Genomic DNA, 18072 nt, shown 5'->3' on the forward strand with positions numbered 1-18072 from the left:
CATGACCACCGAGGACCCCACGCAGAGCTTCACCGGCGAGACCGCCCCGGAGCACGACTCCACGCCGGACACCCGTCCGCGCGGCGCCGGCTTCGGCACCCGCGCCGTGCACGCCGGACAGGAGTTGGACGAGGTGTTCGGCGCCGTCGTGCCGCCCGTGCACCTGTCCACCACCTACGCGCCGACCGCCATCGGCGAGCTGCGCCGCGGCTACGACTACGGGCGGGGCACCAACCCGACGCGCGATGCCCTGCAGACCCAGCTGGCCGCGCTCGAGGCCGGCGTGGGGGAGGACGGCACCCCGAACGCCACCGCCCTGACCTTCGCCTCCGGGCTCGCCGCCGAGACCGCGCTCATCATGGGCGCCGCCGAGCCGGGCGTGACCGTCGTGCTGGGCAACGACGTCTACGGCGGCTCCTACCGCCTCATCTCCACGGTGCTGGCCAAGTGGGGCGTGCGCCACGCCGTGGTGGACATGGCCGACGTCGCCGCCGTGGGCGCAGCCGTCGAGCAGGCGAAGGCTGAGGGCCCCGTGATCGTGTGGCTCGAGACCCCCTCGAACCCGATGATGAAGGTCTCCGACGTCGCCGCGATCGCCGAGGCGGCCCATGCCGGGGGCGCGCTGCTCGTCGTCGACAACACGTTCGCCACGCCCTACCTCCAGACCCCGCTCGCGCTCGGCGCGGACGTGGTGGTGCACTCCACCACCAAGTACATCGGCGGGCACTCGGACGTCGTGGGCGGAGCCGTGGTCATCAAGGACCCGGAGATCGCCGAGGCCGTGAAGTTCCAGCAGTTCGCGGCCGGCGCCGTGAACGGCCCGTTCGACGCCTACCTGACCACCCGCGGGCTCAAGACCCTCGGTGTGCGCATGGACCGCCACCAGGCCAACGCGCAGGCCGTGGCCGAGTGGCTCCTCGAGCAGCCGGCCGTGTCCCACGTGCTCTACCCGGGCCTGCCGGACCACCCGGGCCACGAGCTCGCCCAGCGCCAGATGCGGGGCTTCGGCGGCATGGTCTCCGTGCGCTTCCATGGGGGCGCGGCGGCCGCCAGGAAGGTGGCCGAGTCCACGCGCCTCTTCCAGCTGGCCGAGTCCCTCGGCGGCATCGAGTCGCTGATGAACTACCCGGCCGAGATGACCCACGCCTCCGTGGCCGGCACCGAGCTCGCCGTCCCGGACGACCTCGTCCGCCTCTCCGTGGGCATCGAGGACGCCGCGGACCTCATCGCGGACCTCAAGCAGGCCCTCGCCGGCCTCCAGGCCTGAGCGCACGCGTCCCGCGCCGTCCACGACGCCGGCCGGACCCCTTGCCGGGTCCGGCCGGCGTCGTAGTGTGGGTCACATGAGCATCATCGCCTTCACGAACGCCCATGTCGTCCCCGTCGAGTCCGAGCCCTTCGACGGCGTCCTCCTCGTGGAGGACGGGAGGATCACCGCGCTGGGAGCCGACGTCGAGGTGCCCGCGGGCGCCGACGTCGTGGACTGCGAGGGGAGGTGGCTGCTGCCCGGCTTCGTGGACGCCCACGTGCACCTGGGCATGCACGCGGAGGGCGAGGTGGGCGCGACCGCGGACGTCAACGAGATGACCGATCCCGTGATGGCGGGCGTGCGCGCGATCGACGCGGTGGACCCCAACGAGCCGGGCTTCCGGGACGCGCTCGCGGGCGGCGTCACCACGGTGAACGTGAACCCGGGCTCCGGCAACCCGATCGGCGGGCAGGCCGTGGCCCTGCACACCCACGGCCGCACCGTGGACGAGATGGTGCTGCGCAGCCCCTCGGGCGTGAAGTCCGCGCTGGGGGAGAACCCCAAGAACGTGTACAAGGAGAAGGGCCGCACGCCGTCCACGCGTCTCGGCACGGCGCTCGTCATCCGCGAGGCGTTCCTGAAGGCGCAGGGCTACATGGCCCGCCGCGCGGAGGCGGAGGCCGAGGGGAAGCCGTTCACCGCGGACCCGCACATGGAGGCCCTCGCCCTCGTGCTGGAGCGGAAGATCCCGTGGCGCCAGCACTGCCACCGCACGGACGACATCGCCACCGCCCTGCGCATCGCCGACGAGTTCGGCTACGAGCTCGTGCTGGACCACGGCACCGAGGCCCACCCGATCGCCGACCTGCTCGCGGAGCGGGGCGTGCCGGTGCTCATCGGCCCGCTGTTCACCACGAAGTCCAAGCCGGAGCTGCGCGGCCGCTCGATGCGCAACCCGGGGCGCCTGGCGCGCGCGGGCGTGGAGATCAGCATCATCACGGATCACCCCGTCATCCCGATCGACTTCCTCGTCTACCAGGCGGCGCTGTCCGTCAAGGAGGGCCTGGACCCGGAGACCGCGCTGCGGGCCATCACGCTGAACCCCGCGAAGGTGCTGGGCCTCGCGGACCGCATCGGCTCGCTCGCCCCGGGCAAGGACGCCGACCTCGTGCTGTGGAGCGGGGACCCGCTGGACGTCATGCAGCGCGCCCTGCGGGTCTGGATCGGCGGGCGCCCGGTCATGGAGTACGACACCGCGGGGGCACGCCCCGTCGTCGAGCCCACGCGGCCCGTGGAGGACTGAGCGCGGACGGCGCTCAGCGCCGCACGCGCGAGCGCACGGGCGGCAGCCACACGAGCACGGTGCCGATGATCAGCAGTACCGCGAGCGCGATCAGGAGCGCGTTGCCGCGCAGGAACGAGGGGACGGCGACCACCAGGGTGAGGAACGTGAGGGAGGAGATCGCCCCGCGGCGGCGGCGCAGCAGCCCGATCCAGCCCCACAGGGCCGCCACCGCGAGGATCCCGGCGAGCCCGCCCAGCATGTACTGGCCCGTGGCGCCGCCGAGCGGTCCCACGGACTCGATCCCCGTCAGCGGGTCGGTCACCGGACCGCCCTCCCGCTCCGCCTGCGCGCCCCTCCAGAGCAGCGCGGCGGACAGGGCCGCGAGGAGGACGGCGACGGCGATCCACCAGATCCGTGCCAGGCGCAGGAGCGGGTGCACGAGACCGGCCTCGGCGGCGTCGCGCTCGTCCAGCGCGCGGACCCGGGCCGCGCGACGGTCCGCGAGCCGTTCCTCGTCCTCGCGCCGCAGGCGGGCGCGCTCCTCGCGCAGTCGCGCGTCGTCCGCGCGCTGCCGCTCCTGGAAGGCCCGGGTGGCACGGCCGGCGGCACGTGCGAGACGGTGGTCACTGCTGTTGTCTGCCACACTCCGAGCCTAGCGTCGCCGCGGACGGTGCTGCACGGCACACCGTCGGGTCTCGCCCGAGCGGACGCGGGGGCGTACAGTGGTGGGGACCGGTATCCGGACTTACCCCCCCTGAGTGAATGAGCGTGGACGCGTGTGCCACGCCGGTGTTGCAGATGTCGTGCAGATGTGTGTGAGGACCACGAACGTCGTGGTCCCGGGGGCTCGCCGGGTGAACGGTTTTCCCATTCCCCCAGCAGACCCGCACCCTCGACGACGACCCGCGACCGTCGCCGCTGAGTGCCGCCTGCGCATCCCCTCAGGAGGACACCCATGTCGATCCATGACACCCCCCAGGCCGCCGAGAACCAGGATCCGATCGTGTCGGACGAGGCCCTCGCCGCCCCGCCGTCGGACGAGACTCCCGAGTCCCTGGCCGCCGACGCCCTCGAGGCCTCGCCGGAGGCCGACCTCACCTCCGAGCAGGACGACACCGACTCGGTCGAGGCCGAGCAGGACGAGCCGGCCGGCCCCACCTTCCTCGACCTGGGCCTGGACGCACGCGTCCTCGCCGCGATCGAGGACCTGGGCTACACCGCGCCCTCGCCCATCCAGGAGGCGACCATCCCGCTGCTGCTCGAGGGCCGCGACGTCGTGGGCCTCGCCCAGACGGGCACCGGCAAGACCGGCGCGTTCGCGCTGCCGGCGCTCTCCCGCCTGGCGGAGGCCTCGGACGTCAACGGGCGCGCCGACGCCCCGCAGATCCTCGCCCTGGCCCCCACGCGCGAGCTGGCGCTCCAGCTCGCCGAGGCCTTCGACGCGTACGCGAAGCATCTCGGCGACGTGTCCGTGCTGGCCGTCTACGGCGGCTCGCCCTACGGCCCCCAGCTCTCGGCGCTGCGCCGCGGCGCCCAGGTCGTCGTCGGCACCCCCGGCCGCGTGATCGACCACATCGAGCGCGGCTCCCTGGACCTCTCCCAGCTGCAGACCCTTGTGCTGGACGAGGCGGACGAGATGCTGCGCATGGGCTTCGCCGAGGAGGTGGACCGCATCCTCGCGTCCACCCCCGCGTCGAAGCAGACCGCGCTGTTCTCGGCCACCATGCCGCCGGCCATCCGCCGCATCTCCGCGCAGTACCTGAACTCCCCGGAGGAGGTGGCCGTGTCCCGTCAGTCCACGACGTCCGCCACCATCCGCCAGCGCTACCTGCAGGTGGGTCACCAGTACAAGCTCGAGGCCATGACCCGCATCCTCGAGACCGAGGACCACGACGGCGTCATCGCCTTCGTCCGCACCCGCGCCGCCACCGAGGAGCTGACCCAGCGCCTCACCCGCGCCGGCTTCAAGGCCGTGGCCATCTCCGGTGACATCGCGCAGAAGCAGCGCGAGAAGACCGTGGAGGACCTCAAGGCCGGCCGCGTGGACATCCTCGTGGCCACCGACGTCGCCGCCCGCGGCCTGGACGTGGAGCGCATCTCCCACGTGGTGAACTACGACATCCCGCAGGACGCGGAGTCCTACGTGCACCGCATCGGCCGTACCGGCCGCGCGGGCCGCACGGGCGACGCCATCCTCTTCATGACTCCCCGCGAGCGCTACCTGCTGAAGCAGATCGAGCGCACCACGCGCCAGGAGGTCGAGGAGATGGCCGTGCCGTCCGTGGCGAAGGTCAACGCCGCCCGCCTCAAGCGCTTCTCCGACACCATCACCAAGACGCTTGAGCGCGCCGGCGACCAGGAGCTCGAGACCTTCGCCGGCCTCGTCGACGAGTACGTGGAGCAGCACGAGATCGAGCCGTCCCGCGTGGGCGCGGCCCTCGCCATGATGGCGCAGGGCGGCCGCCCGCTGCTCTCCACCGAGCAGGACATCCCCACCCACACGGGCCGTGCGCGCACCGAGCGCGAGGGCCGTGGGGGCCAGGACCGTCCCGAGCGCGGCGGCAGCGCGGACGGGCGCGGCTCCCGTGGCCCGGCCCGCGAGCCCGCGGCCGGCAACGCCACGTACTGGATCGGCGTGGGCCACACGGACCGCGTGAAGCCCGGCAACATCGTGGGCGCCCTCGCCAACGAGGTGGGCCTGCCCGCCTCCCAGATCGGCGCGATCGACCTGCGCGGAAACCACTCGCTCGTCGAGCTGCCCGCCGACCTCACCCCGGCCCAGCTCGAGGCCGCCGGGCGCGCTGAGATCAACGGGCGCCGGCTCAACATGCGCAAGGACACCGGGCGCCCGACGCGCGGGGAGCGCGACGGCGATGACCGTGGCGAGCGCGGCGGCCGGGGCGGGTTCCGCAAGGACCGTGACGACCGCGGCCACGGCGGCGGGTTCCGGAAGGACCGTGACGACCGCGGCCACGGCGGCGGGTTCCGGAAGGACCGTGACGACCGCGGCCACGGCGGCGGGTTCCGCAAGGACCGTGACGACCGCGGCGGCTTCGGCGGCCGTGAGGAGCGCACCGGCGGCTTCAGGAAGGACCGCGAGGACCGCGGCGGGTTCCGCTCGGACCGCGGCCCCTCGGCCGGCCCGAAGAAGCCCCGCTGGGGCGCCCAGGAGCGTCGCGACGGCGGCCCGCGCCGCTGATGCCGGGGCGGCGCCGGGCCCCGTCTCGGCGCCGCCCGCCTGCGATTTGGAACTCTGCGCGAACACCTGGTAGGGTTTCACCTCGTTGCCCCGATAGCTCAGTGGTAGAGCGCCATCTTGGTAAGATGGAGGTCCCGGGATCGATTCCCGGTCGGGGCTCTGACATGAGAGCCCGTTCTCTCGGCATGCGCCGCGAGCGCGGGCGCTCTCATGTCGTGGCGGTGTAGCTCAGCTGGTTAGAGCGCACGACTCATAATCGTGAGGTCGGGGGATCGAGTCCCCCCGCCGCTACGAACACGAAGGACCCGGCCTCCACGGAGGCCGGGTCCTTCTGCGTCGGCACCCCCGCGCGGGGTACACGTTCAGCCGCGTCCGCAGGTAGGAGGAGCCCTCTCTGTATCGCCGCTCTCCTGCCGTCGCGGCGCTCAGGGCGGACCAGGTGGGCGGGATCGTCTCCCCGGCCACGTCCCCGCCGTTCACGTGCCAGGTCGCCTGGACGCGTCGGAAGGACGGGCTGGTGGAGTCCACCGAGGCAGGGGGGGGTTCCGCCGCCCACGATGGTCGCCCCCGCTCCGCGCCAGACCTCGAACTGGCGCTCGGCCATGAGGTGCATGGAGATGAACTCGGCGCCGCCGGAGTAGCCGATCATCCACTGGCGGGCGGCGGAGATGAACGGGAACCGACCCCTCAGGTGGGCGTTGAGCTGCCGGTGCCAGGCGCCGTTGCGCGGGCGGTTGCGCCACCACGTGTAGCCGTAGCCGGTCTCGTACGGGGCGGGGGTGACCACGGCCACGAGGACGCAGTTGCGACGGTTGGCCTCCGCGGCGATCCCGCGCATCTCGGTGTCGTCAGGCCGCAGCACGCGGGAGCGGTCGGCCGAGAAGTAGTCGCCGTCGAAGAACCACGCCAGGCCCACGGTCTTCTCGAGATCCAGGCCGTCCGCGTAGACGTGGTAGACGGAGGACGCGTCGCCCGCGGTGAAGGGCTGATGGAACCGGGTGGTGGGCGCCTCGGTCAGGGTCCGCAGCTGGGGGCCGTAGGCCCAGCCCCACGTCCCGGCGCAGCGGACCGACTGCCACTCGCCCGACATCACGCCGGTGGTCGCCACGACCGCCCCGCGGGGGATCACCCCGACGGTCGCGGCGGTGGAGCGCGGGCGTTCCCGCAGGAAGGCAGCACTGGTCGCGTACACGCGGGCGGCGGCGTCGCCGGCCGGCACGAGATGGGTCCCGTAGGCCCAGCCGACCGTCCCCTGGTGGCTCACGAGGATCCACTCGCCCTCGCGCGGGCCGACCGCGGTGGCGATCGACCCGGCGGGGATGGTCCCGATGACGGTTCCGTAGGACCGGGGACGGGACTTCAGGGCGATCGGGCTCAGGGCGAGCAGCTGGGTGGTGGCGGCGGCCGGGACGGCAGCCGCGAGGCTGGCTCCGGCGGTGTCGGTGCCAGCCGCGGCCAGGGTGAAGCCGCGGCGGGAGATCAGGGTGCGGGGGGTGTCGCCTCAGGGCTCGCCGAGATCATGGTGAATGCCGGATGGAACCGGGACGTTCCGAATGCGCAGGGATCTCCCAGGTTTAACCGTGCCGTCACGAAATGATCACGAGGAGGTCACGATCCCGTCGCGGACCGGTAGCCTGACGGCATGTCCTCGCGCCCCCGTCAGAGCCCCTCGCGCGGCGGCGCGGCCCGTCCGGCCGCCCGGCCTGCAGGCCGCAGAGAGCCCGCCGGCTTCGTCTCCCCGTGGGAGCACGGCTCCTCCCTCTACCGCCGCATGGTGCTGACCGGCTCCGGCCTCTTCCTCGTGGGGATCGTGCTCTCCGTCGTCGGCTCCGCCACGCACCGGCTCCCGCTCTCCCAGGCCGCCCTCGTCGTGCTGGGCCTGGGCGTCCTGGTCCATCTGGCGGCCCAGATGGTCCGCTTCCGCGAGGCCGCGCGTCGCCAGGGCGGGCGTCCTCGCGGCTGAGGTCCGCACCGTCGCCGCCGATCCCGGCGCCGACGGCTCCGGCCGTCGGGTCGCCCGCCCCGGCTCTCGGACCGCCGTCGTGTCCGGCCCCGGCGGTAGGCTGGTGCGCAGTCCGGACCCCGTCTGATCAGGAGCCACGCGTGCCCGTGAACCCCAGCGTCGCCGGGCGGAGCTATCCGCCCGCGCCCCCCTTCCAGGTGGGCCGGGAGGCCGTCCGCGCCTTCGCCTCCGCCGTCCAGGCGCAGCACCCCGCCCATCACGACGTCGAGGCCGCCCGAGCCCTCGGCCATGTCGACCTCGTCGCCCCGCCGACGTTCGCCGTCGTGATCGCGCAGCGCGCCGAGGCCGCCGCCGTGAACGACCCGGAGGCGGGCATCGACTTCTCCCGCGTGCTGCACGCGGAGGAGCGCTTCACCCACCACCGCCCGCTCGTGGCCGGGGACGAGGTGACCGCCACGGTGAGGATCGCCTCCGTGAAGTCGCTCGGCGGCAACGACATGGTCACCACCGTCACCGAGATCGCCGACGCCGCCGGCGCCCCGGTCTCGACCGTGACCTCCACCCTGCTGATCCGCGGAGAGGAGGCCTGATGAGCGCGCAGCACATCGGCCCGCAGAACGCCCCGCGCCTGTCCGACCTCGCCAAGGGCGACGTCATCGGCTCCCGGACCGTCGCGCTCACGCGCGCCGACCTGGTGGCCTACGCGGGCGCCTCCGGCGACCACAACCCGATCCACTGGTCCGAGTCGTTCGCCACGGGGGTGGGACTGCCCGGTGTGATCGCCCACGGCATGCTCACCATGGGCGCCGCGGTGCAGCTCGTCACCGACTGGGCCGGGGAGCCCGGGGCGGTGGTGGACTACCAGACGCGCTTCACGGGCATGGTGCCCGTCGCGGACACCACGGGCCGGGCCGACGACGACGGCGCGCCCCTGGCCGGCGCACGCCTCGAGGTTACCGGCACGGTGGGCGTCGTGGACGAGGCCGCCGGCACCGTCCGGATCGACCTCACGGTGAACGACCCCGCCCTGGACAAGCCCCGCGTGCTGACCAAGGCCCAGGTGCTCGTGCGCCTGGCCGAGCCCGCAGCCCCGACCTCGGAGGAGACCGCGTGAGCGAGCGCCTGGCCGACCACACCACCACCCGCGTCGGCGGGCCCGCCCGGGCCTGGGTCACCGCCCGCACGGAGCAGGAGGCCGTGGAGGCCATCCGCGTGGCCGACGCCGAGGGGGAGCCCCTGTTCGTGCTCGGCGGGGGCTCCAACACCCTCATGGCGGACGCCGGCTTCCCGGGCACCGTGGTGCAGACGGCGTTCGAGGGCATCGAGGTGCTGGAGGACGCGCACCGCGCGGAGGGTGCGGGCGAGGCGGAGGGCGACGCCGTCGTCGTGCGCATCGGCGCCGGCCAGCCGTGGGACGCCGCCGTGGCGTGGACCGTGGAGCGGGGCCTGGCGGGCATCGAGGCGCTCTCGGGGATCCCGGGGTCCGCCGGCGCGACGCCGGTGCAGAACGTCGGCGCCTATGGCGCGGACGTGTCCCAGGTGCTGATCTCCCTGCGCGCGTGGGACCGGCAGGCTCCCGGCGGCGGGGCTGTCGTCGAGCTGTCCGCCGAGGAGCTGCGCTTCGGCTACCGAGACTCGATCATCAAGCGCTCGATGCTGGAGTCGGGGGAGCCGAGCCCACGCTGGGTCGTCCTCTCGATCGACCTGCGGCTGCGTCGCGCGGCCGAGGGGGCCGAGCCGACGTCGCCGGTGCGGTACGCGCAGCTCGCGCGGGCGCTCGGCGTGGAGGAGGGCGCGCACGCCGCGCTCCGGACCGTGCGGGAGGAGGTGCTCGCCCTGCGCGCCTCGAAGGGCATGGTGTGGGACGTCGCGGACCAGGACTCGTGGTCCACGGGCTCGTACTTCACCAACCCGATCGTGCCGGCGGCCGTGCGCGCCTCTCTTCCCGAGGGTGCGCCCGCGTTCGCCGCGGGGACGGACGAGCAGGGAGGTGAGCTCGTCAAGCTCTCCGCGGCCTGGCTCATCGACCACGCGGGCTACGGCAAGGGCTTCGGCCTGCCGGACGTGGAGCCCCGCGAGGACGGGCCCGATGGCCGCGGTGAGGACGGGACGGGACTGGCCGGGGGTCGCGCGTCGCTGTCCACGAAGCACACGCTCGCCGTGACGAACCGCGGCGCGGCCAGCACCGAGGACATCCTCACCATCGCGCGCGAGGTTCGCGACGGCGTCCGCGCGCGCTTCGGCGTGGACCTGCACCACGAGCCCATGATCATCGGCACCTACCTCTGATCCACCCCACCACCACGCGAGACGAGTCGTCACTTCTTGTGGGTATCCGCGGCGGATACCCACAAGAAGTGACGACTCGTTCAGCTTGGGGTCGGGTGCGCTCAGAGGTTGCCGGTGGCGATCATGAGCATGCGCCGCACGGGCTCCGCGGCGCCCCACAGCAGCTGGTCGCCCACGGTGAAGGCGGAGAGGTACTCCGGGCCCATCGCCATCGTGCGCAGGCGGCCCACGGGGATCTGCAGGGTGCCGGTGGCGGCGATCGGCGTGAGCTCGCGCATCGACGCCTCCTTCTCATTCGGCACCACCCGCACCCACTCGTTGTCTGCGGCGATGATCGCCTCGACCTCGTCCAGCGGCACGTCCCCGGTCAGCTTGAGCGTCAGCGCCTGGGAGTGCGAGCGCATGGCGCCCACGCGCACGCACAGCGAGTCGAACGGGATCCGCTCCTCGCCGCGCAGGCCGAGCACCTTGTTGGTCTCGTCGAAGGCCTTCTGCTCCTCGCGGGAGACGCCGTTGCCGAGGTCCGCGTCGATCCACGGGATGAGCGAGCCGCCGAGCGGCACGCCGAACTGCGAGGCATCCAGTCGGCCGCCGCGCTGCAGCTCGATGACCTTGCGGTCGATCTCCAGGATCGCCGACGCCGGATCGGCCAGCTCGGCCTCGACCGCGCCGGACAGCGCCGCGTACTGCGTGAGCAGCTCGCGCATGTGGCGGGCGCCGCCGCCGGAGGCCGCCTGGTAGGTCATGGCCGTGCCCCACTCCACGAGGCCGGCCTTGAACAGCCCGCCGAGGCCCATGAGCATGCAGGACACGGTGCAGTTGCCGCCGATGAAGTCCTTCGTCCCGGCCGCCAGCGCCGCGTCGATCACGGAGCGGTTCACAGGGTCCAGCACGATCACGGAGGAGTCCTCCATGCGCAGCGTGGAGGCGGCGTCGATCCAGACGCCGTCCCATCCGGCGGCGCGCAGCTGCGGGTAGACGGCCTTTGTGTAGTCCCCGCCCTGCGCGGTGAGGATCACGGGCAGCTTCGCCAATGCCTCGACGTCGTACGCGTCCCCGAGCGCGCCCGGCTCACCGGACATCCCCGCGAACACCGGGGCGGCGCCACCCGCGTTGGAGGTGGAGAAGAAGACGGGGTTCACCCGCGCGAAGTCGCCCTCCTCCGCCATGCGCTGCATGAGCACGGAGCCGACCATGCCGCGCCAGCCCACGAGGCCCACGGTGGGCACGGCGGCGGCGTCGGGGGCGGTCATGGGGGAGGGGGCGGCAGAGGTCATGCCCTCCAGGCTACCGGTCCCGCTGCGCGCGCTTCCGGCGGTTCCCCAGCATGAAGCCGCCGATCGCGAACGCCTGCGTCAGCACCAGCAGGAACACGAGGCCGGCGATCGTCTTGCCCTGCAGCACGAGGATGAGGCCGAACACGGCGCACACGAACGCGAGCACGGGCAGGGCGATGAGGGCGAGGAACGTCAGGGCGTCGCCGCTGAGCAGCCCGCCGGGGGCCGGGGTGTCGCGGGACGGCGTCGGGTCGGTGCTCATGCGGGGTCCTCTTCTCTCTCCCAGCGCTCCATGCGGTAGCGCGGTCCCGTGCGCGAGGCGTGCCAGTCGTCCGGGGCCGGGTCGGCCGCGGTCATGCGCCAGCGCGGGTCGAGGGCCGGGGCATGCGTGTCGCCGTCCTCGTCCTCGTCGATCACGGTGATCTCGGCGCGGGTGGCCACGTCGAGGGCCTGCTCGTACATCGTGGCACCGCCGATCACCCAGACGAGGTCGCACCCGTCGGCGTCCGCGGCCGCGTCGAGGCCGGTGCCGAAGTCGGGCACGACGACGGCGCCCGCCGCGCGGACCTCCGCTCCGGCGTCGTCGGCGGCCGTCAACGAGCGCGAGACCACGATGTTGGTGCGGTCCGGGAGCGGGCGGAAGGCCTCGGGGAAGGACTCCCACGTGCGGCGGCCCATGATCACGGGGTGCCCCTGCGTCAGGCGGCGGAAGTGGGCGAGGTCCTCGGGCACATGCCAGGGCATCGTGCCGTCGCGGCCGATCACGCGGTCCGGGGTCTGCGCCCAGATCATGGCGATCGTCGGCTCGGCCGGAGTGCCGTGCACGGGGGAGGTCGGGGCGGGGTGGTCCATGGGGGTCGGGGTCACCTCAGACGGCGATGGGGGCGGCGATGGCGGGGTGGTGCCGGTAGTCCAGCACCTCGAGGTCCTCGTACGCGTAGTCGAAGATCGAGTCGGGCCTCCGGACCAGGCGCAGCCGCGGGTACGGGTACGGGGCGCGGGTCAGCTGCTCGCGCACCTGGTCCTCATGGTTGGCATAGATGTGGCAGTCGCCGCCGGTCCACACGAACTCGCCCGGCGTCAAGCCGGTCTGTTGCGCCACCATCACGGTGAGCAGGGCATAGGAGGCGATGTTGAACGGCACGCCGAGGAAGAGGTCCGCCGAACGCTGGTACAGCTGGCAGGAGAGCACGCCGGGGCCGCCGTCCTCACCGGGGGAGACATAGAACTGGAACAGTGCGTGGCACGGCGGCAGGGCCATCTCGTCCACTTCGGCGGGGTTCCAGGCGGTCACGATGTGCCGGCGCGAGTCCGGGTTCGCCCGGATCTGCTCCACGACCTTCGCGATCTGGTCGATGTGCCCGCCGTCGGGGGTGGGCCACGATCGCCACTGGACGCCGTAGACGGGGCCGAGCTCGCCGTCCGCGTCCGCCCACTCGTCCCAGATGCGCACGCCGCGCTCCTGCAGCCAGCGCACGTTGGAGTCCCCGCGGAGGAACCACAGCAGCTCGAGCGCGACGGACTTGAAGTGCACCCGCTTGGTGGTGATGAGAGGGAAGGACGCGGACAGGTCGAAGCGCATCTGGCGGCCGAAGACGCTGCGCGTCCCGGTGCCGGTGCGGTCCGTCTTGACGGCGCCGTGGGCCATGACGTCGGCCAGCAGGTCCTCGTACGGGGTGGGGATGCTCACCCGGTCCACTCTAGCCAGAGACGACTCCGCCGAGGGCGCCGTCCACCGACCGCCGGACCCGCTCGGCGTCCCAGCCCGCGGCGCGGGCCAGGGCGACCGCGCTCCGCAGCGAGGCCTCGACCTCTGCGTGGTCCGGGGGCGGAGGGGCCTCGGCCACCACGGTGCCGCGCCGACCCTCCTTCTGCACGAGTCCGGCGAGCTCCAGCGCGTCGTACGCGCGGACCACCGTGTTCGGTGCGATGCCGAGGTCGGCGGCCAGCGTCCGGACCGAGGGGAGCCGATCGCGAGGAGCGAGCACCCCGCGGCGCACGAGGTCGGCGATGCGGGCTCGGATCTGCTCGAAGGGCGGCACGGGGGAGTCGAGATCCAGGTCGACGCCGACGGGGTCAGTCACGCGCACCGCCTCTCGCCGCCGGTCCGTCCGCGCGGGTCCCGTCGGCCGCGCCGCGGAGGATCCGCTGCTCGCGGGCGGGCCGGACGAGCACGAGCAGCACCCCCACGACCGTCGAGCCGACCAGGAGGAGCATCTCGGCCGGGGCGCCGTTCGCGACGGGGGTCAGCCACCCGGCCATCTCGGCCGCCGGGATGCGCCCGGCTTCCCACGCAGAGTAGGCGGCCGCGGCCTCCTGGGCGGCCTGACGGCGCTCATGCGCCTCGAGGGCACCGGCCAGGCCGGCCAGTCCGATCCAGGCGAGCAGGGCCGCCCCGATGCGGCAGGCGTGGTCCACGGCGATGCGCCGTGCCGCCAGGTCCTGTGCCGGGTCCAGCCCGCTCAGCGCCCTCCGACGGTGGCAGATCGCCAGCACGGCGCACAACGCCAGGAGCACGGCCGCCGCGCCGGCCGCGTACCAGGGCGCGACGGCGGACCCGGCGGGCATTCCGGCGAACCGGGCGCTGAACGGCGTGGCCTGTTCGGAGAGGTGCTGCCGGTACTCCGCGCCCTGCACGCCCGGGGTGGCCGCGGCGGCTGCGACACCGGCGAGCGCCAGGATCGCTCCCGGGGCCACCAGCAGGAGGAGGCGGGGCGGGACGAGGGACTGCCATCGGCGGGCGATCAGGGCGGCGCTGCGCCGGGGCCCCGTCGCCGGAGGCCAGGTCACCTGGCCGAGGGCGGGGATCACGAGGAGCCACAGAGCCGGGAGGAGGATCGCCGCCGCCAGCAGCGGCGCATCGACCGGAGCGGCCTCGAGTGTCTCCCTGCTCCAGTGCCCCGAGGGCGCTCCGCCCCCGGCCCGGACCCAGCCGCCCGCGCCGTCGGTCACCCACAGTGCCGCGAACGGGGTCGGGCCGGCCCAGACGGCCGTGGCCACCAGGGTGAGCGCCGCCGTCGCGGTGAGATGGCCACGCGCGGCCAGCGGCGCTGCGGTCCACCGGGCTCGGCGAGCGAACCAGTAGAGGATCGCGAGGACGAGGAGGACGAGAGCACTGGAGGTCCAGACGACCTCGAGGGGGAGAGCGGGCACCGGGCACCTCTTCTGTCCATGCGTGCGCGACCGCCGCGCACGTGCTCACTGTATCAATGGAATGATACAGGCGGCGTGTCGCGGGTGCCCGGCCCCGGCTCAGCCGCCGTACACCAGGTCCTGGTACTCGGGGTAGCGGCGCAGGTAGTCGTCCACGTAGGTGCACTCGGCGAGGATCTGGTCGCCCTCGGCGCGGATGCGGTCCAGCACCATCGTCACGAGGGCGCGGGCGTAGCCGCGGCGGCTGAAGGCCTCGTCGATGATCGTGTGCTGCAGGCGCACCACGGTGACGTCCTCGCCCTCGTCGGCGGGGCGGGTCTCCTGCGTGTAGCCGAGGAAGCCGATGTACCTGCCGTCGTGGCGCAGCTCGAAGCGCTCGCGGTCGGGATCCCGGGTCACCGCGAGGCGCTCGTGGACGATCTTCTCGGGCTGGTGCGTCGATGCGGTCTCCATGGACCGAGCCTAGGCCTGTGGGGCGCGGGTCTCAATGCCCGCTCAGTCGTCCGGTCCCGTCAGTCGTCCCAGGGGTCGTAGACCTCCACGGCCACGACGGCGCCGTCGCGCTCGACCGCCTGGTGGAGCACGAGGACGGCACCGGGGCGCAGGTACGGGTCCTCGCGTGGGAGGGCACGCAGGATCTCCGCCGCGGGGCGGGCCGCCGCATCCCGGATCTCCTGCAGCAGCTCGGGCAGCACGGGGCGGTGCGTGCACAGCACCTGGGGGCGACGGCGGCCCAGCACGTCCCGCATGGCCCGGCGGGTCTTCTTCGGCCTCTCCCGCGCGGTCGCCTCCGTGAAGGCGCTCTTCGTCTTCAGGGGCAGGCCCGACGTCTTCACGAGGGGCGCCACGGTCTCCACGCAGCGCCGCCACGGGGAGGAGACGAGGCGCTCCGGCCGCCACGCCCACACCAGGCCCTGCACGGAGAGCGCCTGCCGTCGGCCGGTGGCGGCGAGGGGCCGCTCCTGCTCGGCCCGGGACCAGGAGGAGCGCGGCTTGGCCTTGGCGTGGCGCAGCACGATCGTGGGCGTGGTGCGCAGCCGTCCCTGTGCGTGGGCGCGCTCGAGCAGCTCGAGCGGCTCCCGGTCCGTCTCGTTGGCCAGCATCTGCGCGGCGCGGGCCGGGCTCACCCAGCGGATCTCGTCCACCTCGTGGCCGTCCGGGGTCGCGGTCAGTCCCGCGGCGTCGGCGGCCCAGTACCAGACCTCCTTGGTCTGGCCGCCGCCGCTGCGGCGCGCGGGCACCTCGTAGCGGGTGACGCACAGCGGGACGCCGGGGCGCAGGGTGAGGCCCACCTCCTCCTGGACCTCGCGCACCGCGCACTCCGGGAGGGTCTCGCCGACGTCGAGCTTGCCCTTGGGCCAGGACCAGTCGTCGTACCGCGGGCGATGGATGACCATCACCTCGAGTCCGTCCGCGGTCAGGCGCCACGGGAGCATGCCGGCCGCCAGCACGTCCGTAGAGGGTCCCGTCACGGCGCGGTCCGGGGTGGACCAGGTCGCGATGCGGTCGGACTGGGGCGAGGCCATGCGGCTCCTGAATCTCTGCGGTGGGGTGGGGGCGCCCGATGCGGTGCGGTGCGTTCCGGTGGTCGGCGGGCCGCACCAGGATACGGCCCGCATGACCGGCCGAGCCCCGCCCGTCCTCCTGCGTCAGCCGACCCGCTCGGCGCGGTACTGCGCGTCGGCGGCGAGCAGCTGGAAGCCCAGCGACTCGTACAGAGCGACGGCCGCCGCGTTCTCCGCGTCCACGTACAGGTCGACGGCGTCCACCGGGACGGCGGCCAGGTGCTGGAGGCCGGCGAGGGTCACCGCCCGGCCCAGGCCCATCCCCTGCGCGTGGGGGGACACCCCGACGACGTACACCTCGCCCAGCCGCGGCCGTGTGACGCGGTGCCCGCCCTCGTCGGCGACGGAGCCGACGTCGTCATGGGCCGGCTCGACCTTGGTCCAGTGGAAGCCGAGCAGAGCGCCGTCGGCCGCGCGCTCGGCCAGCAGGAAGCCGGACGCGTCGAACCAGTCCTGCTCCATCCGGTCCTGGAGGTCGGCGCGGGTCAGGCCGCCCTGCTCGGGGTGGTCGGCGAAGGCCGCACCGTTGAGCTCGAGCCAGGCCTCCTCGTCCCGGCCGGGCTCGAAGGCGCGCAGGCGGACCCCGTCCGGCAGGCGCGGCGCGGGCAGCGCGGCCATCTCCTCGCCCTCCAGCCGCATCCGGCGCAGCTCGCGCACGGGCGCGAGGCCGTGCCGTCCTGCCAGCTCCGCCGAGCCCGGCAGCATGCCGTGCGCCCAGACGCTCGTGGTCCCCTCGAGCCCGCCGCCCCGGACCGCCGTCGCGGCGGCGTCGGCCAGACGGGTGCCGTTGCCGGCGCGCCGCGCGGCCGGGTCCACCACGAGCTCGAGCACGGATCCGGCGGCCTCGGAGCCCTCGGGGGCGAGCACCGCCGCGCCGATCAGGCCTCCCTCCTCCGCGCGCAGGAGGCCCAACCAGCGCTGCCGGCCCCGGGAGAGCACCCCGCGGGTCTGGTCCGACAGGGGCGGATGCCCGTCGGCGGCGTGGGCGCGGTCGGCCAGCGCGAGGACCTCGCTCACCTGCTCCGGTCCCGTCCCGGAGCCGTCCTGAGCGGCGACGTCGACGGCGGCCGAGGAGGGCGCGATGGGTGGGACGGGGCGGGGAGCGGGGGAGTCGGCCATGTCCTCAGCGTAGGGGGACAGCTGGCAGGATGGACCTCGTGATGCGACTGCCCATGGCCCTGAGCGCGGCCCTCGCCGCCCTGGTGCTGGCCGCGGCCACCCTGCTGGGCCCCGCGCCCGCCGCCGTCGCCGCCGTGGCCGTGGTGCTGGTGATCTCGTGGGGCTGGCCCCGGCAGATGGGCGCCCCCGCGCGCCTCTCCCTGTCCGTGACGATCGCGTCCACCGGCGTGCTCGGCGTCCTGCTCATGCTCCTCTGGCCGGCGCCAAGCACGGGGCACGGAGACGCCTGGGCGCTCCTCGAGCCCCTGGCCGTGCTGCTCGCGTGGGGCACCATGGCGGCCTTCGTGGTCCAGCTCGTCCGCGGTACAGGGCGGCCGCTGCGCCTCGAGTCCACGGTCGCCACGATGGGCGGCGTGGTGATCGCCGTGATGTCGGCCAGCTGGGTCGCGATGGCCCGGTGGTCCGCGGTGCCGGAGGTCCGCGGACTCGTGCTGGCCCTGGCCGTCACGGTCGCGGTCGTCTCGCTCCTGGGCCTGACGCCCTGGATGCAGGGCCGCCCGGGCGTCCTCGCCCTCGTGGTGATCCCGGCGAGCGCCCTCGCCGCGTGGGCCGCCGGCGTGCTCGCGGGCACGGCGCCCCGGGAGCTCGCCGCCCTCACGCTCTCGTCGCTCTCCGCGGCGACGCTCGTGGCGCTCACCGCCTCCACGGCCCCGTCCTCGCGCCCCCGGCCGGAGGACCGCCCCGTGGCCACCACGCTGCGCCCTCGCCGCGCCGGCTACGCCCTCGCGATGGCGCCCGTGGGTGCCGCCGGAGTGATCGGCCACGTCATGGTGGGGCTGCTGGCCTGAGCCGGCCTGCGGCAGTGGCTAGGATGGTCGGCATGGATACGCTCATCGCCCTCGAGATCTTCTTCCTCGGCCTCGTCGTCCTCGCCAGCCTGGCGATGGCCGCCGTCGCCGCCGTCGTCGTCTCG

The 18072-nt window shown here is 74.0% G+C and carries 18 protein-coding genes and 2 tRNA genes; 10 read left to right on the forward strand and 10 right to left on the reverse strand.

Going from position 1 to position 18072, the window contains the following annotated elements; translation table 11 throughout:
- The first annotated feature begins 1 nt into the window (after position 1).
- Positions 2 to 1267 carry a cystathionine gamma-synthase gene (locus AB0302_RS07020; RefSeq protein WP_366370993.1) on the forward strand — a complete coding sequence of 422 codons (1266 nt, stop codon included), beginning with the start codon at positions 2 to 4 and terminating at the stop codon, positions 1265 to 1267.
- Positions 1268 to 1343: 76 nt separating this feature from the next.
- Positions 1344 to 2552, forward strand: coding sequence for an amidohydrolase (locus AB0302_RS07025; protein ID WP_366370995.1), 1209 nt, complete (start codon positions 1344 to 1346; stop codon positions 2550 to 2552).
- Positions 2553 to 2565: 13 nt separating this feature from the next.
- Here the strand turns inward: AB0302_RS07025 and AB0302_RS07030 are convergent, their stop codons facing one another.
- Entirely contained in the window at positions 2566 to 3177 is a 612-nt protein-coding gene (locus tag AB0302_RS07030) for a hypothetical protein (protein WP_366370997.1), read from the reverse strand.
- Positions 3178 to 3489: 312 nt separating this feature from the next.
- Here AB0302_RS07030 and AB0302_RS07035 point away from each other — a divergent pair, with 312 nt between their 5' ends.
- The 7 genes from AB0302_RS07035 (at position 3490) to AB0302_RS07065 (ending at position 9985) form a co-directional block, all read left to right on the forward strand.
- The gene (locus tag AB0302_RS07035; RefSeq protein ID WP_366370999.1) at positions 3490 to 5733 is read left to right on the forward strand and encodes a DEAD/DEAH box helicase; all 2244 of its coding nucleotides are present in this window, start codon (positions 3490 to 3492) and stop codon (positions 5731 to 5733) included.
- A gap of 87 nt (positions 5734 to 5820) precedes the next feature.
- Positions 5821 to 5892: transfer RNA gene (locus AB0302_RS07040), tRNA-Thr, on the forward strand.
- 58 nt (positions 5893 to 5950) lie between these two features.
- Positions 5951 to 6024: transfer RNA gene (locus tag AB0302_RS07045), tRNA-Met, on the forward strand.
- Positions 6025 to 7375: 1351 nt separating this feature from the next.
- Positions 7376 to 7696: a hypothetical protein gene (locus AB0302_RS07050; RefSeq protein ID WP_319073966.1), complete on the forward strand. Its 321-nt coding sequence runs from the start codon at positions 7376 to 7378 to the stop codon at positions 7694 to 7696.
- A gap of 140 nt (positions 7697 to 7836) precedes the next feature.
- Complete coding sequence (locus tag AB0302_RS07055) at positions 7837 to 8286, forward strand: MaoC family dehydratase N-terminal domain-containing protein (RefSeq protein ID WP_366371001.1); 450 nt, start codon at positions 7837 to 7839, stop codon at positions 8284 to 8286.
- On the forward strand, positions 8286 to 8810 hold the full coding sequence (locus tag AB0302_RS07060) for a MaoC/PaaZ C-terminal domain-containing protein (RefSeq protein WP_366371003.1): 525 nt from the start codon (positions 8286 to 8288) through the stop codon (positions 8808 to 8810). The genes AB0302_RS07055 and AB0302_RS07060 overlap by 1 nt, the downstream gene beginning before the upstream one ends.
- Positions 8807 to 9985, forward strand: a complete 1179-nt coding sequence (locus AB0302_RS07065; protein WP_366371005.1) for a UDP-N-acetylmuramate dehydrogenase — start codon at positions 8807 to 8809, stop codon at positions 9983 to 9985. Before AB0302_RS07060 ends, AB0302_RS07065 begins: the two co-directional genes overlap by 4 nt.
- Positions 9986 to 10086: 101 nt before the next feature.
- Here the strand turns inward: AB0302_RS07065 and asd are convergent, their stop codons facing one another.
- The 9 genes from asd to mshD all read right to left on the reverse strand — a co-directional run bounded on the left by asd (position 10087) and on the right by mshD (position 17099).
- On the reverse strand, positions 10087 to 11238 hold the full coding sequence (gene asd, locus AB0302_RS07070) for an aspartate-semialdehyde dehydrogenase (protein ID WP_319074173.1): 1152 nt from the start codon (positions 11236 to 11238) through the stop codon (positions 10087 to 10089).
- A 34-nt stretch (positions 11239 to 11272) separates the two neighbouring features.
- Positions 11273 to 11524: an NF038396 family protein gene (locus AB0302_RS07075; RefSeq protein ID WP_248116080.1), complete on the reverse strand. Its 252-nt coding sequence runs from the start codon at positions 11522 to 11524 to the stop codon at positions 11273 to 11275.
- Complete coding sequence (locus AB0302_RS07080; protein ID WP_319073976.1) at positions 11521 to 12114, reverse strand: dihydrofolate reductase; 594 nt, start codon at positions 12112 to 12114, stop codon at positions 11521 to 11523. Before AB0302_RS07080 ends, AB0302_RS07075 begins: the two co-directional genes overlap by 4 nt.
- Before the next feature lie 16 nt (positions 12115 to 12130).
- Positions 12131 to 12961, reverse strand: a complete 831-nt coding sequence (locus AB0302_RS07085) for a thymidylate synthase (protein ID WP_319073978.1) — start codon at positions 12959 to 12961, stop codon at positions 12131 to 12133.
- Position 12962: 1 nt separating this feature from the next.
- Entirely contained in the window at positions 12963 to 13346 is a 384-nt protein-coding gene (locus AB0302_RS07090) for a GntR family transcriptional regulator (protein WP_248116076.1), read from the reverse strand.
- Positions 13339 to 14415: a hypothetical protein gene (locus AB0302_RS07095; protein ID WP_366371008.1), complete on the reverse strand. Its 1077-nt coding sequence runs from the start codon at positions 14413 to 14415 to the stop codon at positions 13339 to 13341. Before AB0302_RS07095 ends, AB0302_RS07090 begins: the two co-directional genes overlap by 8 nt.
- Before the next feature lie 99 nt (positions 14416 to 14514).
- Entirely contained in the window at positions 14515 to 14868 is a 354-nt protein-coding gene (locus AB0302_RS07100) for a GNAT family N-acetyltransferase (protein ID WP_248116072.1), read from the reverse strand.
- 59 nt (positions 14869 to 14927) lie between these two features.
- Positions 14928 to 15941, reverse strand: coding sequence for an NUDIX domain-containing protein (locus AB0302_RS07105; RefSeq protein WP_319073984.1), 1014 nt, complete (start codon positions 15939 to 15941; stop codon positions 14928 to 14930).
- Between the two features lie 123 nt (positions 15942 to 16064).
- Positions 16065 to 17099 (reverse strand): mycothiol synthase, encoded by a 1035-nt coding sequence (gene mshD, locus AB0302_RS07110; protein WP_366371010.1) that lies wholly within the window; start codon positions 17097 to 17099, stop codon positions 16065 to 16067.
- 41 nt (positions 17100 to 17140) lie between these two features.
- Between mshD and AB0302_RS07115 the strand changes: the two genes are divergently transcribed.
- The gene (locus AB0302_RS07115) at positions 17141 to 17947 is read left to right on the forward strand and encodes a hypothetical protein (RefSeq protein WP_366371042.1); all 807 of its coding nucleotides are present in this window, start codon (positions 17141 to 17143) and stop codon (positions 17945 to 17947) included.
- The last annotated feature ends 125 nt before the right edge of the window (positions 17948 to 18072 follow it).

It is taken from the genome of Micrococcus sp. NPDC078436, from assembly GCF_040702705.1.
Taxonomy (GTDB): Bacteria; Actinomycetota; Actinomycetes; order Actinomycetales; family Micrococcaceae; genus Micrococcus.

Coding starts and splice junctions, on each gene's coding strand:
- AB0302_RS07105 (WP_319073984.1), bottom strand. CDS start 15,941: ATGGCCTCGCCCCAGTCCGACCGCATCGCGACCTGGTCCACCCCGGAC.
- AB0302_RS07060 (WP_366371003.1), top strand. CDS start 8,286: ATGAGCGCGCAGCACATCGGCCCGCAGAACGCCCCGCGCCTGTCCGAC.
- mshD (WP_366371010.1), bottom strand. CDS start 17,099: ATGGCCGACTCCCCCGCTCCCCGCCCCGTCCCACCCATCGCGCCCTCC.
- AB0302_RS07020 (WP_366370993.1), top strand. CDS start 2: ATGACCACCGAGGACCCCACGCAGAGCTTCACCGGCGAGACCGCCCCG.
- AB0302_RS07075 (WP_248116080.1), bottom strand. CDS start 11,524: ATGAGCACCGACCCGACGCCGTCCCGCGACACCCCGGCCCCCGGCGGG.
- AB0302_RS07080 (WP_319073976.1), bottom strand. CDS start 12,114: ATGGACCACCCCGCCCCGACCTCCCCCGTGCACGGCACTCCGGCCGAG.
- AB0302_RS07115 (WP_366371042.1), top strand. CDS start 17,141: ATGCGACTGCCCATGGCCCTGAGCGCGGCCCTCGCCGCCCTGGTGCTG.
- AB0302_RS07100 (WP_248116072.1), bottom strand. CDS start 14,868: ATGGAGACCGCATCGACGCACCAGCCCGAGAAGATCGTCCACGAGCGC.
- asd (WP_319074173.1), bottom strand. CDS start 11,238: ATGACCGCCCCCGACGCCGCCGCCGTGCCCACCGTGGGCCTCGTGGGC.
- AB0302_RS07050 (WP_319073966.1), top strand. CDS start 7,376: ATGTCCTCGCGCCCCCGTCAGAGCCCCTCGCGCGGCGGCGCGGCCCGT.
- AB0302_RS07025 (WP_366370995.1), top strand. CDS start 1,344: ATGAGCATCATCGCCTTCACGAACGCCCATGTCGTCCCCGTCGAGTCC.
- AB0302_RS07035 (WP_366370999.1), top strand. CDS start 3,490: ATGTCGATCCATGACACCCCCCAGGCCGCCGAGAACCAGGATCCGATC.